At 63.9% G+C, this 13896-nt stretch carries 13 protein-coding genes; 3 read left to right on the top strand and 10 right to left on the bottom strand.

Annotated elements, in window-relative coordinates; translation table 11 throughout:
- Positions 1-294: 294 nt before the first annotated feature.
- From G455_RS0112105 to G455_RS23945, 3 genes are read left to right on the top strand one after another with little or no spacing between them, the layout of a single operon-like run.
- Complete coding sequence (locus G455_RS0112105; RefSeq protein ID WP_028093952.1) at positions 295-888, top strand: hypothetical protein; 594 nt, start codon at positions 295-297, stop codon at positions 886-888.
- Complete coding sequence (locus G455_RS0112100; RefSeq protein WP_028093951.1) at positions 875-3202, top strand: relaxase/mobilization nuclease domain-containing protein; 2328 nt, start codon at positions 875-877, stop codon at positions 3200-3202. Before G455_RS0112105 ends, G455_RS0112100 begins: the two co-directional genes overlap by 14 nt.
- A gap of 8 nt (positions 3203-3210) precedes the next feature.
- On the top strand, positions 3211-5226 hold the full coding sequence (locus tag G455_RS23945) for a type IV secretory system conjugative DNA transfer family protein (protein ID WP_051312431.1): 2016 nt from the start codon (positions 3211-3213) through the stop codon (positions 5224-5226).
- A 70-nt stretch (positions 5227-5296) separates the two neighbouring features.
- Here the strand turns inward: G455_RS23945 and G455_RS25595 are convergent, their stop codons facing one another.
- The 10 genes from G455_RS25595 to G455_RS0112040 all read right to left on the bottom strand — a co-directional run bounded on the left by G455_RS25595 (position 5297) and on the right by G455_RS0112040 (position 13896).
- A complete protein-coding gene (locus tag G455_RS25595; protein ID WP_048534205.1) occupies positions 5297-5860 on the bottom strand; it encodes a hypothetical protein in 564 nt (187 codons plus the stop codon).
- Between the two features lie 575 nt (positions 5861-6435).
- Entirely contained in the window at positions 6436-7515 is a 1080-nt protein-coding gene (locus G455_RS0112080) for a type IV secretion system protein (protein ID WP_028093950.1), read from the bottom strand.
- Between the two features lie 6 nt (positions 7516-7521).
- Positions 7522-7920 (bottom strand): hypothetical protein, encoded by a 399-nt coding sequence (locus tag G455_RS0112075; RefSeq protein ID WP_028093949.1) that lies wholly within the window; start codon positions 7918-7920, stop codon positions 7522-7524.
- Complete coding sequence (locus tag G455_RS0112070) at positions 7917-8111, bottom strand: DUF4177 domain-containing protein (protein ID WP_028093948.1); 195 nt, start codon at positions 8109-8111, stop codon at positions 7917-7919. The genes G455_RS0112075 and G455_RS0112070 overlap by 4 nt, the downstream gene beginning before the upstream one ends.
- The gene (locus tag G455_RS0112065) at positions 8098-9096 is read right to left on the bottom strand and encodes an ATPase, T2SS/T4P/T4SS family (protein WP_028093947.1); all 999 of its coding nucleotides are present in this window, start codon (positions 9094-9096) and stop codon (positions 8098-8100) included. The genes G455_RS0112070 and G455_RS0112065 overlap by 14 nt, the downstream gene beginning before the upstream one ends.
- A gap of 1 nt (position 9097) precedes the next feature.
- A complete protein-coding gene (locus G455_RS0112060) occupies positions 9098-10480 on the bottom strand; it encodes a TrbI/VirB10 family protein (protein ID WP_028093946.1) in 1383 nt (460 codons plus the stop codon).
- On the bottom strand, positions 10477-11145 hold the full coding sequence (locus G455_RS0112055) for a TrbG/VirB9 family P-type conjugative transfer protein (RefSeq protein ID WP_035366665.1): 669 nt from the start codon (positions 11143-11145) through the stop codon (positions 10477-10479). Before G455_RS0112055 ends, G455_RS0112060 begins: the two co-directional genes overlap by 4 nt.
- A 123-nt stretch (positions 11146-11268) precedes the next feature.
- Complete coding sequence (locus G455_RS0112050; RefSeq protein ID WP_121066915.1) at positions 11269-11925, bottom strand: virB8 family protein; 657 nt, start codon at positions 11923-11925, stop codon at positions 11269-11271.
- A 10-nt stretch (positions 11926-11935) separates the two neighbouring features.
- On the bottom strand, positions 11936-12763 hold the full coding sequence (locus G455_RS0112045) for a type IV secretion system protein (RefSeq protein WP_229861760.1): 828 nt from the start codon (positions 12761-12763) through the stop codon (positions 11936-11938).
- The gene (locus tag G455_RS0112040; RefSeq protein WP_035366662.1) at positions 12763-13896 is read right to left on the bottom strand and encodes a lytic transglycosylase domain-containing protein; all 1134 of its coding nucleotides are present in this window, start codon (positions 13894-13896) and stop codon (positions 12763-12765) included. The genes G455_RS0112045 and G455_RS0112040 overlap by 1 nt, the downstream gene beginning before the upstream one ends.

The raw sequence follows: 13896 nt of genomic DNA, 5'->3' as shown, positions 1-13896 counted from the left end.
GTCAGCCCAGTCGGGGGGATTGTGCGCCGCCCCTCGCTTCCGTCCGAACACATGCGTGTTCGGCCAGACCCTCGGGCGCGGGCATGACAACGGGCGGCCGAGGCGCGGTTGGAGAAGGTCGGTGTTGCTGGGCCCTTCGGGCCGGGCCTCGCACCTGCGGTGCTCGGCCAGAAGCGGAATTCAAGGTCGCCTGGGGGTAACCTACGATAATATTGCATTGACCGTGACATATAGTTACGTATGATGAGGGCGACCTTGAATGAAGGTGGCAGGAAATAGGGAGGCTTTCTTCGCATGAGCCGGACTAGGAGACTGACAGAGACGGAGCGCGCGGAGCTCGTCCGCGCCGCCGGGGACGGCGTCTCGACATCCAAGCTCGCGAAGCGCTTCGGGGTCACGCCCCGGGCGGTGCAGTACACGCTGAAAGCCGACGCGGAACGCCAGCGTGATACGGCCGTGGCGACGGCCGCAGTGACCGTGAAACTGACCCCGGAGGAGTTGGTGGCGCTCGATGAGGTCCTGGCCGCGGCGGGGATCGAGACCCGCACGGAGGGGGTCCGGCGGCTGATCCAGGCGGCGGGCGGAACCTTCGTTCCGGACGCGCAGCTGGCGGCTGAGATGGCGCGTTACCGGGCCTCCCTGCACGAGGTCGGCAACGGCGTCGTGCAGATCGCCAAGCAGATTATGAAAGCCAGCCGGGCGGGGCAGGGCGAAGGCTCCGCAGCGAACGCAGAGTTGTCCGAACTGCGCCTCGCGCAGATGCGTGGGCTGGCGCGGTTCATCCTTGATTCCGCAGACGAGATTGACTTGCTGCTGCGCCGTCGTCGGGATGCCATACAGCTATCCGCGACCGCCGCGCTGAGGGAGTTTGCCCATGCGGCTGAATGATGCCGTCCATGACGTCACCGGAGAGATCTTTCGGGATGGTTGGAGCCGCATCCGGGGCTCGATGCAGGGGCTGCAGGCTGGGCGACAGAAGCAGCTTGTGCGGGCGGCGGCGGGGCATCGTGCGGCGGTCTTCAAGGCGATCCGGGGCGGGGGCACCCATACGAAGTCTCAGCTCACGAACCAGCTCGATTACCTCACCACGAAGTCCTCGCATATCGTCGACTCGAGCGGCTTCCTGGACGGGAAGACGAAACTCGAAGGGTCGGAGATCAAGGACCTGACGGAGCGCTTTGCCAAGCGCTGGAGTGCGGGGTTCAAGCCCAAGCTCGGACAGACGACGCATATGCTCATGTCCTACCCGATCGGCACCCGGGGCGAGGATGTGCGCGACATCACCGCCAGTGTCGCGGAGCGGTTCTTCCAGTCGGACGAGGGGCATTTCGACTACATTATTGCCGTGCATGAGGACCGGGACCATCCGCACGCGCATATAGTTTTGAACCGCCGCTCGCAGGAGGGCGAGTTCTTCTTTCTGGGGCGCGATCATCGCTTCAACTACGACGATTTCCGCCTCGCCATGGTCGAGGAAGCCGAGAGGTTCGGGGTGCGCCTCGAGGCCACGCGGCGGCTCGATCGGGGTGTCGTGCACTACCCAGCCAGAACCCGGGAGGTCTATGCGGCCAAGGTTGAGGGGCGGGCCGCGGAACCACGGCCACGGGTCGGGGCAGACTTGGATCGCGCTCTCGAAGAGATCGCCAACACCCGGATCATCTATCACTCACTTGCCGCCGAGGCCTCCGCGGACAACCGCGAAGATATTGCCGATGCGCTGTTCCGCTCGGGAGAGCTTCTGGCGAAGGGCGGCAAACTCACGTCGGAAGGAGGCGTCTACATGGCAGAGGAGCAATCGTTCGAGGATCTGAAGACCCGTTATGCCGATCAGGTCGCGCGCGTCCAGGGCATGATTGATGCGAAGCCGGAGGCCGAACGGCCGAGGCTCGAGCGCAGCCTCAACGAGATCCAGTCGCGGCTCGCGCATATGCAGCCCTTGGGGCTGCGCTCCGTGACACTGACCGAGAAGCCCTCGGAGGGCGGGGTCTATTCCGAGACCAATATCGCTGCGGCCCGGCTCGACCGGTTGCGCGACCCCGAGGTGCGGGCGCAGGTCGACACCGCGCTGCGCGGAACCGGCATCAGTTCGTCCGTCGTCGTCGCGCGGATGGAGACGGGCGCGCAGAACGCGGCGCTCGAGCGGCAATGGATCGCTGACGATCTGGCGCGGGTGGCCGAGAGGGACGGTCTCAACCTCGAGCGCCGCGCGGATCTGGAGACGGCGCGCGAGACCCTCAACCGGGCCCATGTCCAGCTCGGCGTCGCGCTGGAGCGGGCAGGGGTCTTGCGTGAGGACGGTGTCGTGGAAGATCGCACCGTGACGGAGAGGGTCCATTATCATCGGGACGCCACTGAGGACATGGAGCGCGCCATCCGCCAGGACATGCGTTCGGAAGGCTTGACCGAGGACCAAATAGAGGCGCGGGAGTGGGAGATCGCCTCCCGGGCGGAGCGGCGGATCGAGGAGGAGCAGCGCGGCTACCTCGATGCGCGTCCCGAACTGCTCGCGCGCCCGGGCGATGTCATCGACCGGTCAGAGCCCTACAGGGAGCACATCACCGACGAGGCCCGGGCCCGCGAGATCACCCGCGAGGTTGACCGGATCATGGAAGGTCGCGACGCGCGGACCCCCGTTGCGGATGCCGTCACGGACGAGTTCCGCACGCGCTATCCCGATATGCCGTCGCATCTCGCCCGCGGGCTTGGCGCGACCTATGCTTCCGTCATCGAGCTGCGCGACAGCGAGGCCATCGACCAGGTCCGCCGCGAAAACGAGTTGCGGCAGGTGGCGCTCGACCTCCGCGACGGGCGGCTTTCGGACGCGCGCGAGGCGGACGCTGTCGAGGGCGCGCCAATTGCCGATCCGGACATCCGGCGGGTCGTCGACCATGAACGGGCCGGCAATCTGCAGTCGCCGTTCCAGGACGACGGTCAGCGACTGGCCTACCGCGACGCCGTCGAGCGCGAGCTCGACGCGGCGCAGATCGAACGCCTGCGAGACGGGGATGCCGACGTGCTGAAGACCCAGATCGAAGACCGTCTCGACCGGCTCTACGCCGCAAAGACCTACCTGCAGTCGGACGCGGCCACCGCCAATAGCGAGGCGACCCGCGCCGTGGTGGAGGAGATCGCCGACCGCGAGTTCGAGCTCCACCGCGCCGATCTTGTCGACGGTGAGACCGAGCGCGGGGAGACCCACTGATGGGAGGCATGGGGAAGCGCCGCCTCGCTCTCGGCGTCGTGCTGGTCACACTGGTTGCCATCGCGATCGGCTATGTCATCGCCTCGGCTGTCGTGACGTTCCGGGACCTGGGTTTCCGGGCCGAGATCGACTTCTTCTATATCGCCCAGAACTACCGCGCCATCGGGGCCGCCCGTTCCGAAGACTTCCGCCTGATCAACCTGATCATGGGCGGGGCCGGGGTGGCGGGCCTCATGATGAGCCTTGCGATGTCGGGCTCGGCCCTGACCCGCTTCGGCTACACCCATTGGCAGACCCGCCGCGAGATGAAGCGGAACGGCTTCTTCGGCGCGCCCGGCACAGGTTTCGTGATCGGTAAGTTGGGCAAGCCCGGTTCCCGCGCGCCCTTTCTCTGCTCCCGGACCTTCGCCCACGCGCTCATTGTGGCGCCGACCGGGCGCGGCAAGACCACCGGCTTCGTCATCCCGAACCTCTTGACCTGGCAGGGCTCAGCGGTGGTGCTGGATGTGAAGGGCGAGTGCTTCGAGGCCTCGGCCCGCCACCGGGCGGCACAGGGCGACGCGGTGTTCCGCTTCGCGCCCACGGATTGGGAGGACAGGCGCACGCATCGCTACAATCCACTCTTGCGCATCTATGAGCTTAAAGACCCGGCCCGCCAACAGATGGAGCTGCAGCTCTTGGCCACGCTCTTCCTGCAGAACGACAACGACCGGGTGCAAGGTCTTTTGAAGGGCGGGATCGATCTTTTCGTTGCGGCCGGGCTACTCGCGTTCCAGCGCCGCCGGCCGACGCTCGGGGAGATCTACCGCATCGCCGCCTCGGGCGGGCAGAAGCAGAAGGAATATCTCGCGCGCGCCCATGAGGTCCAGAACGCCGCGGCGCGGCTGATATTCACACGGCTGGCGTCCACCAACAATGACACGCTGACCTCCTATGTCTCGCTCCTGATGACCTCCGGCCTAGACCAGTGGCAGAACCCGGCGATCGATGATGCGACGGCGGTGTCGGACTTTGACTTTCGGACGATCCGCAAGACACCCTTCAGCGTCTATCTCGTCGTCCAACCCCTCATGGTGAAACCGCTGGCACCGTTGATCCGGCTCTTCTTCTCGGACTTGCTTTCAGCGCTTCAGGACAAGGAGCCGGGGCCGGACGAGCCCTGGCCGGTCATGATCATGCTCGACGAGTTCAACCGGCTCGGAAAGATGCCGATCGTGGCCGAGAGCATCGAAGTACTGCGCGCCTATCGCGGGCATCTCGCGGTGGTCACCCAGACCATTCCCGCCATCGATGAAATCTACGGCGAGAACACGCGGCGGGCGTTGCAAGGCAACGCCGGGATCAAGCTCTACCTGACGCCCTCGGACGAGAAGACGGTCGAAGAGTTGAGCAAGGCTGTCGGCAAGACCACGAAGACCGTGGTCACACGTTCCCGCGCGGTCGGCAAGAACCCGTTCGAGGGCCGCAGCCAGTCCGAGCGGACGGAGGAGGTCGCACTCCTGCCGGAAGATGAGGCGCGACGTCTGCCGCTTGATGAGATCGTGGTGGTCGTGGACGCGCAGATGCCGGTCCGGGCGAAGCGGGTCGTTTACTACGAGGATCCGTTTTTCAAAGGCATCCACGCGGCGCAGGAGGGGGATCTGCCGTTTCCGAAAGGCTCGGTTCCTCCGATGGGGGAATTGCCCCTGAGTGTCCGGGCGATGCCTTCGGCTCCGCGAGGGTCAGGTCTCTCGGAACGCGATTTCGAGGCCAGGATGGGGATCACGGAACCCGGCGGAAACTCACCCATTGATCCCGGTCCGGCTCAAGCGCCTCGGCGCGGTCGTGCCGCAGTCCTCGCGGACGATCAGCGGCAGTTCGAGATGGATTTCGGGCGGCAGGTAGATCTGGAGGTGGAGGCTGCGACAGAAGACGATGTCGTCCGGGTACAGGACGCCGTGAGTGATCTGGAGCGGTTGGAGGCGGAGATGTCCGGTTCGGAAGCAAAAGCCAGCGAGGCGGGCGAGAAATTCGGGCTTGGCTAAGCCGCCATGCGGGCGACAAGAAAGCATGTCGCGATGGCGTCTTGTGGCCGCGCCCTTGAGCCGACCATTGTCACGGGTGAAGAAAGCCAGGATCGTCGCGCTCTGGTCGAGGGGCTCGCTCAATCGTCGCAGGGTCGATCTCACGCATCGTCAACTGGGCGTTCACCCTGCGGGCCGCGGGGCCGGCACGAAACCACTTCGCGGCGGAAGCCAGGTTAAAGCGCGGACGACGCTGCCCCTTCGCCGGCTTTGAGGCCTCCATCAGAACCTCGATCATTTCATCGATGCGGTAGAGGCCACCGGCAACGGGGAGGGGCATCTTGCGCTGCTGGAGCGCCTGTCGCTTCACCTCGAGCTTCTCGGCGACATCCGCGAGAGACACCAGGTCGGGACGGACCTCGCGCAGGACAGTGCCCTGCGGCAACGCCTTGATCAGCGCCCGCGCCGCTTCAAGGATCGCGCTCTCGGCCTCATCCCCTTCAAGTTCCAGTTCTACACCTAGGAGACCGGCGTGACCGGTGCCCACGAGCGCATCTTCAAAACCCGCCTCGAAGACCGCGTCAGAGAGCGCAAACGCATCGTGCTCTCCGTCGGGGAGCGCAAAGACCAGTTCGAATTCGAATTCTTCAGCCATCGGCATTACCTTCGTCGTTCTTCTGAAGCTTCACGCAGGCCAGAGCCTTCTGTCGGATCCTTTTCGCGAACTGCTGTGGATTCTTCGGGGTCGACCAGACAGACATCTGACAAAACTCGCCACAGCGGCAATCCTTATCGTTGGCCGGGCATCGGAGGATCCCCCACGCGTGCCCCTTGCCCTCAATAAGGTCCCATCCCAGCTCTTCGAGCTCCTGGATGACGGCCTCGATTTCCTTTGATGTGTGCTTCTTCCTTGGCACCTTAGATACTCCACTCTCTTAAATTGTCAAGTGACAAGTTAAAAATTCAACGAGAACATCGCGGCAATTTACTGCCCGCTACCGGCAATTTCCCAAAGGAAGCTTGCCGTCGAATGCTTTGATGTAAGAAGGGGATACAGGATAGACGTCCCAGACAGCAACACCGGCGCCGATGCCGTTCCACTTCACCCGGACATGGCATGATGGTGCCAAGGTAAATCCGTTCAGGCAGTTTGCCGCGAGCTCTGCTGAAGGCAAAGGTATAGGCTCGCAAAGAACATGTTCCCGCTGGTGAAGCCTTTGACGGTCAATGCTACCTTCGGCCCAGCCTGCTTAGGCGGGCCAACTGTGCCAGCATTCGCGCGCCTGAGCTGCCCGAACCAGTGTCAGGGTTCGTCGGAACGGTTTGGCTAACACCCGGCCTCTGCGGCATTGTCTGCACCCCGAAGAACTGCCGCGCACGCAGCGCAGCATATTCAGCGCCAGTCGCTCCTCCAATGAGATACCGATTATAAGCCTGCTGACTGCCGCCAAGCGCCCGACCGAACCCGTATGTACCGCCAAGGCCTGCTGATAGTGCTGGCATCATGATGTTCCCCGAGATCGCGCGGACAATGAACGGCGTCGCGATGATGAACCCCTTGGCCATGAGCACCATCATGAAAAATGGGATGAGGGCCCCGATGTTGGACGCGCCCTCAGGGTCGCCGAGCTCGCCGATCAATGCCGAACTGACGCCGGTGATTGTCGCGAAAACGCCTGCAACGACGATCGGATAGAGCGCGAAGGAGATCAGCGCCGAGAGCCAGCGCGCGAAATAGTCCTTGGTCACCTCGAAGAGGGTGAGGAAGATCATCACCGGCGCGATGCCTATCAGGAGTGCGATCATCAGCCGGGATGCCACGAGAATGAATGCGGCGAGCCCGCCCAGGATCGAGAGCAGGAGTACGCCAAGAACGTCAAGCAACGCCCCGGCCATCCAGTTCAGTTCAGAACCGGCCGCATTCAGGTATTCACCCAGTTCGGCGATCAGCCGGTCGAATTCCTCGGCGAAGGTCCCCGACGGTCCGGGCGTGCCGCCGCCGACCGAGGCGACAAGCGATCCGGCGATGCTGTCGATGCCGTTTAGGACAGCGGAGGAGAAGGCGTTAAACTGCACCCAATTTGTCGCGAAGACCCCTATGAGGCCGACTTTCACCGCGAGCCAGAACGCAGTGCGTCCATCCATGGAGCGGTACTGGTAGATCATGTTGACGCAGACCAGAATGACCACAAGCGTCGTTCCGAGAACCAGCATCGTGCCGACTGTCGCCGCCACCGCGCCGAACTGCGTCTCTGCGGCAGAATCCAGGTAGCCCTGGGAGGTCTCGACGAAGTAGGTGACGACGCTCATAATCTGCTACCAGTTGCCCTCGGCTTCGCAGATTGCCATCGCGTCAGGTCTCAACGCGTTGGCGCGCCGGTTGTAAGTGTCCGAGGCCTCCAGCATTTCCCATCGTTCGGCTGTGTTGAAACGCTCCCGAAACTCCGTTTCCGCCGCTTCCCAGGACGGGAAGCGTGTGTCGCAGGTGCAGGATCCGGTTTCGACGATACGTTCAAGGTTCTGAGCACGGTAAATGTCTTGCACCAGGACACGTCTGTAAGCCTCTCGCACGGTGATGTTCTGCATCCACTCAGGCTCAGCGGGCCGATCGATGCAGACATCCGACGTGCTGTCGAGAGAGGGGACGAAGTCGCGTTCGGCGGCAGCCGGAAACCCCACAACGGTGATCGAGATGCAAAGCAAGGCGTTTCTCATTTCGCGCCAGCTCCTTCGGCAATCTCGCGCTTCAGAAACGCGGTGTGGCCAAGATGCGCGAACTCTGACGAGCTGACCGATACGACTTCCCAGCCTTCTTTCCCACGTGCGTTCAGATCGTCCTGCATCGCGATCAGGCTGGTTTTCTTGTCCATCGGATAGGTGATGATCTGGTATTCAAACCGCTTCATGGGTCATGCCTCCGCTGAGATCGGTTCCGGGGAGATAGAATTCGGTGATGCCGCGTTGGCCGTCCTCGCGGCCCGCCTGGATGATCACGTCGATCGAGCTTTCGATGTATTGGACCATGTCCTGGTAGGTCATCGGGATCTCGGTCTTGAGCGCGGCGATGGCGAGACGCTGGACGGCGAGCTGCGGGGTTTCGGCATGGAGGGTTGTCATCGAACCGCCATGGCCGGTATTGATCGCCTCGAGGAAGGTCATGGCCTCCTTGCCGCGCACCTCTCCGAGGATGATCCGGTCGGGCCTCATGCGCAGCGTCGCGGTTAGAAGCACGTCGGCGGATTGGAACTCCGCATCGCGGTTGGCGATCAGGGTCACCGCGTTCGGCTGAGCGGGGAGAAGCTCTGCGGCTTCCTCGATGGTGACGATCCGTTCCTCATCGGGAACGTAGGAGAGGATTTTTCGAGCCGCGACTGTCTTACCGGTCGAGGTGCCGCCGGAGACGATCATGTTGAGCTTGTTCTCGACGCAGAAGCGGATGGCCGCGTAGATGTCACCGGCGGCAACGACCTCGCGCAGCGCGCGGTTTTTCTCCTGGCGCAGTTCCTCGAGCTTGCGCTCTTCGCCATAGAGGAAACGAAGCTCGATATGGTCCAGCGGTAGGCTCGAGAAGAACCGGAGCGAGATCGACATGCCCGAGAGCACCGCGGGCGGGGTTACGACTTGGGCACGGATGGGGCGGCCCCGATAGGTGATCGAGACCGAGACGATGGGCTTGTCCTTGCTCATAGTCGTGTTGGCTGAGGAGGCGATCTGGTTGCCGAGATCGCGCACCTCCGTGACCGTCAGACGCTGATCCAGTGCCCGCATGAAGTGATCCCCCTGGAACTCACCCCAGCAAGAGCCATCCGGGTTGATGCATATCTCGATCACGTCATCGCGGGCGGCGTCCTTCAGCTTGTCGAGCGAGGTCTGGAGGTAGGAGAGCGTCATCTCAGAAAATCTCCAGATCCCGGTCGACCATGACGGTGACGCGTGCGCCCTGGTCGACGTAGATGACGGGACCGATGGAGAGATATTCACCGATCACACTGTCGGTGGCGTTGGCCAGGTCGTCGCCCACATCTTCAAGTACGTCCGCGGTGGTCTCATCCTCGACCTGGGCGGCGGCCACACTCGGGGCGGCGGAGATAATCGAAATCAGTGCGGCAGAGCCGAAACGCTCGTCGAAGCGCGTGTCCACGAAACCGGTGACGCCCGAGCGCCCGAGTTCGTCGCCGCCGAAGGAACTGATCTGAACGGTCTGGTTGTTGGGCAGGATGATCCGGTCCCAGGCGATGGTGACCCGGCGCTGCGCGATCTCGATGCCGGAACGAAAGCGTCCGATGAGGCGCGAGCCGCGCGGGATCAGGAGCCGTGAGCCGTCATAGCTGAAGACGTCTTCTGAGATGATGGCACGGGTCTGTCCGGGGAGCGAGCTGTCGAGTGCGGTCTCCATCACGGCCTGGATCATCGTGCCCTGGATGACGGTGTTCGAGGGATTTGCGATGACTTCGGCTTGTGTGATGGCGCTCGGCAACGCGCCGTTCAGCACGAAGTCTGTCACCTCGCCGAAGGTGCGCTCGGTAAGTTCTGTCTCGCCCGCATTGGCGCCGCCCGTTCCGCCGAAGGCGATGACGGGGGAGGAAATCCGCCGTTCCTGGAAGGCACGCTCCTCCTCGGCCCGGCGTTGCAGTTCGGCCAGCCGTCGCGCCTCTTCCTCGCGCCGCAGCCTCTCTTCTTCGCGGGCGCGCAACTCTTCGTCGGTGGGTCCGAGCGGGGCGGGCGTCGGCTTGTTGGCCTCCAACCGCGCGAGGTCCAGGTCCATACGCAGCTGTTGCAGCTCTCGATCTCGTGCGGCGAGTTCGGCCTGGAATTGTTCCTGAGCATTCTCGGAGGCGTCCTGTAGGTCGGCGATCCGTGCGGTCAGCGCATCGATCGCCTCGGCGGCCGCGCTGTCCGCCCCGGCGTCGGAGTCCGGCGCATCGCGCAGTTCTTCGATCTGGGCCTGGAGCGCGGCGATCTGCGCCAGAAGTTCGGCGTTGGGTTCTGGTTCGACGAGAACGATCTCGGGTTCCGGGGCGGGTGGTGGCACGAAGAGTTCGATCTCTCCGAACCCGTCACCCTCGGTTTGGAACTCGTCCGGGGTGGCCGTCGGCAGGGCGACCTCTTCCCCAGGGCCCGAGAATAGCAAGAGGACCAAGCCGCCCGCAAGGATGAGCCCTGCGAGGAGGAGGGCGAGGAGCGGCGAGCGGCGTTTCGGAGCGGGTCCGAGGCGCGGGTTGCCCCGTTCGAGTGCGGCGAGGCGCTGTTCGAGATCCGGGTTGTTGTCACTCATGAGGCGGCCTCCGCGGGCGGCGTCGCCTCGATACAGACCACGTCCTCGCCCAGACGCAGCACCCATTGGCGCCCCACGCCCGAGACACGGATCACACCGTCTTCGACCGGGCCTGTGTTCACCGTGCGCTCGCGCCCGTTCGTGTACCGGAAGATCGCCGGGACGGGTGCGTTCCGCGGGAAGGCGAAATAGGTGAAGGTGCCGTCGTCCCAGACCCGGGTCGGCGTGAACTCCGTCCGTGCGCTGGCCGCGTAATTGGTGTTCGGTGCGGCGCGCGCGATGGCGTTGGAAGGGCGGCGATTGTCCTCGGGGTAGCGGAACTGCACGACATAGAAGGTCGGGCTCGAGACCTCGTTCACATTAAAATAATAGCTCCGTCTGTTGGTGTAGACGGTCACGTTGGTATGGACGCCGCGCGCGACGGGTTTAATAGCAAAGGCCCGCCCGCCGGGCACACCGTCGATCTCGAAGCCTTCCGTGTCGCCGGCGATGATTGAGCGGATGCTCTCGCCTGTCCCGAACTCGATGGTCGTGACATGGGTCAGGGAAACGTTCAGCCTGTAGACCTGGCCTTCCTGGTAGGATGCGACCCGGACGCGGTGGTCGTTGGGTCCCCCGCGCGGGATCGCCTCGGCTGACGCGTAGGACGCAAACAGTGAGACCATCAAAAAGGTCGCGAGGAACGCCTTGGCGTGTCCGGCGTGTTTCGCATTGCAAAAAGCCTGGCGCCTCTCGCGCTTTTGGGACGCTGGCAAGGCGTTCCCTGATTTCTTGTTCCGGAAGCGCACTTACTGGTTCTCCAATCTGTCCGAGCGGATCGCGTATTCGACGACCGTGAAGCCAAACGGGTTGGTCCAGACCTGGTCGATGGAGCGGCTCTCTTCGGGGCGGAACTCGAAGAGGAGCGTCGCGGTGAAGAGGCCCGCTTGGACCCCCTGGATCGAGGTCAGGCGCTTGCGAAGCCGCACCGTGGCCCGGTTGTTGCCGATCAGGTTGATGCTGAGAATCTCGACATCGAGCCGTGCATTTGGCCCGTAGACTGACGGCGGATACTCTGCATTGGCCGAGTTCCAGATCTGGCGCAGTGAGGCCCCTGCTGCACGGTCCGAACGGCGCAACACGCTGCGGATGCGCACGTCATTGTCGAGCTGGTTGTAGACCTCGCGGTCCGTCACGTAGCGGAAGACCTCCGCCTCGATAATGGCGCGGTTCTCGGTGACGGTGGTGGCCCCGACGGTGGCTTCGGGGAGGGCGAAGCCGGTGGCGGGATCGTAAGGCACAACAACTGGGGGCGGATCGACATCGAGGATGGCCACGGCGGCCGCGCTGAGGCAGCCCAGGATGCCAAAGCCGAGGCCGATGAGTCCCAGGCGCTGCCAGAGCCGTTCCCGTCTCAGTGCGCCGTAGACCAGTTCCTCCTCGATGATGGCGGTTTCTTCGTCCAACAATCAGTCCTCAATCCGCGCTCAGTTCCGGAAGCGTGAACTCCATGAAGCGTTGTTCTTCGGCGATGGTGGCGGCATCGATCACGCCGCCGGTGCCATCTCCTACGGTCTGGATCGCTTCGAGCTGCCACATGGCGACGAGCGCGATGGCGAGCTCTGCCGTCACCCGCGTGTTGAGATCGACGCTCTCCTTGAGCTCATCCATGTCGTCGATGAGCCCGACGAGCCGGTCGACACGTTCGAGCGACTGCCCGGCATCCTCATAGCTGTTCTGGGCCGCGGCCGAGACCAGCGCGCCGGTCGTGGCCTGTGTCGCCACGCGCACGGCCCCGGGATTGCCGCTGCGGGCCATTTCCGAGAGCGTGTCCTCGTCGAAGCCGAGATCGGCCAGCACCCGGTCCATCTGGGTTTCGATCTCGACGGCGCCGGATCCGGTGAGCCCGGAAAAATCCCCCGTCTTGATGGCTTGAATCGTGGCGATGATGTCGCCGAACTCCTGGTCCAGGAGACCGTTTAGTTCGTCTTCCATCTGTGTCCGGATGATCTCGGGCAACTCTGCGAGACGCGTTAACGCCTCATACGTTCGTTGTAGCTCGGCGAGCTGCTCCGTGAGCGTGGCAAGCTGTTCGCGGAGCTGCACGAGTTGCTCGTTTTGCAGGATCTCGTCCTCGATCATCTGCCGGAGCTGCTGGATGTTTTGGGCGATGTTCTGGGTGTCCACGACCGGCACGCCCTGGGCCAGGGCGGGGGCACTGGTCACGAAAGGCGAGCAAAGCGCCAAGACGCTGGCCAGGGTCAACGCGCGAAATGGTGCTGAAATGAACATTCTGCGGGCCATCAATCCAGATCCTCCAATGTGAACTCCATGAATTCGTTCTCGGCAATGCGGGCCGCGGCCTGAGCCAATTGGGCGGCACTGAGCGGTTGGGTCCGTGCGGCTTTCAGGCGAATGCGCGCGGCCATCAGCCGGACCAGTTCGGCGCGGGCATAGGTGTTGAGCGCCATGCTCTCCTGGATGTCCTGGGTCGCGCCGATCATGGTGACGATGTCCTGGACGCGCAGGGCGGCCTGCCGGATGGCGGCGGGGGAATTGCTGCCGTAGAAGGCGGCGCCGAACCCGCTGAACGAGAGATTGGCGTTGGTGAGAAGCGCGGGGTCGATCGTGCCGAGCGCTTCGATGCCGCCGATCCGCGCGAGGTAGAGATTGTAGCGTTCGGGGATGACCCTGATGTAGTGCTGGGTCTCCTTGAAGGGCGGTACGCCGCCATATTCGAACACACGGCCAGGCCCGGCGTTATAGGCCGCTAGCGCGTTGACGACGTTGCCGTCGAAGGTGTTGAGCTGGGCCGCGAGGTAGCGCGCGCCACCCTCGACCTGCAAGTAGGGGCTGTCATAATATTCCGGGTTGATTCCGAGATCGCTCGCGGTGCCCGGCATGATCTGGGTGAGGCCGAAGGCGCCCACGGGCGAGCGTGCGCCGATGGAGAAGCGGCTCTCCTGCCAGATGAGCGCCTGCAGGAGGGCGCGCCATTGCACGACGGAAAGACCGGCCCGCCCGACCCCGGGCCGCCCGTGGGTTTCTTGGGCGACCCGGATGATCAGCTGCTCGATGTTTTCTGCCGCATCCCCGAACATACCCGCGCCGCCCGGATTGGGATCGACATCGCCGGAGCCATAGACCGCCGCCGCGGACCGGTCCGAAGCGCCGCTGCCGCTTTCCAGATCGGCGACCATGCCCGGAAGACCCTGGCCTCCGAAGCTCGTCTGAGCGTCGAGGATGGCGCGCAGCGTGGCGAGCTGTTCCCGTTCGATCTCGGTCAGCAACTCTTCGACGGTGAGTTTCTCACGCTGGACGGCGAGGTCGGCGTCCCGGTCGCCCGTCTCGACGATATCGCGGGCCGTCAGCCCGGAATCGTTGGTGGGAACGCCCTGGGCGAGCGCGGCCGCCGGTAGGAGAGCCGCCAGGAGGAT

It is taken from the genome of Pseudodonghicola xiamenensis DSM 18339, from assembly GCF_000429365.1.
Taxonomy (GTDB): Bacteria; Pseudomonadota; Alphaproteobacteria; order Rhodobacterales; family Rhodobacteraceae; genus Pseudodonghicola; species Pseudodonghicola xiamenensis.
Note: the sequence above shows the minus strand (reverse complement) of the source record. Positions and strands in the feature narration are given on the sequence as shown.

Excerpts from the sequence above, each read along its gene's own strand:
- G455_RS0112105 (WP_028093952.1), top strand. The coding sequence starts at position 295 with ATGAGCCGGACTAGGAGACTGACAGAGACGGAGCGCGCGGAGCTCGTC.
- G455_RS0112100 (WP_028093951.1), top strand. The coding sequence starts at position 875 with ATGCGGCTGAATGATGCCGTCCATGACGTCACCGGAGAGATCTTTCGG.
- G455_RS23945 (WP_051312431.1), top strand. The coding sequence starts at position 3,211 with ATGGGGAAGCGCCGCCTCGCTCTCGGCGTCGTGCTGGTCACACTGGTT.
- G455_RS25595 (WP_048534205.1), bottom strand. The coding sequence starts at position 5,860 with ATGGCTGAAGAATTCGAATTCGAACTGGTCTTTGCGCTCCCCGACGGA.
- G455_RS0112080 (WP_028093950.1), bottom strand. The coding sequence starts at position 7,515 with ATGAGCGTCGTCACCTACTTCGTCGAGACCTCCCAGGGCTACCTGGAT.
- G455_RS0112075 (WP_028093949.1), bottom strand. The coding sequence starts at position 7,920 with ATGAGAAACGCCTTGCTTTGCATCTCGATCACCGTTGTGGGGTTTCCG.
- G455_RS0112070 (WP_028093948.1), bottom strand. The coding sequence starts at position 8,111 with ATGAAGCGGTTTGAATACCAGATCATCACCTATCCGATGGACAAGAAA.
- G455_RS0112065 (WP_028093947.1), bottom strand. The coding sequence starts at position 9,096 with ATGACGCTCTCCTACCTCCAGACCTCGCTCGACAAGCTGAAGGACGCC.
- G455_RS0112060 (WP_028093946.1), bottom strand. The coding sequence starts at position 10,480 with ATGAGTGACAACAACCCGGATCTCGAACAGCGCCTCGCCGCACTCGAA.
- G455_RS0112055 (WP_035366665.1), bottom strand. The coding sequence starts at position 11,145 with ATGGTCTCACTGTTTGCGTCCTACGCGTCAGCCGAGGCGATCCCGCGC.
- G455_RS0112045 (WP_229861760.1), bottom strand. The coding sequence starts at position 12,763 with ATGGCCCGCAGAATGTTCATTTCAGCACCATTTCGCGCGTTGACCCTG.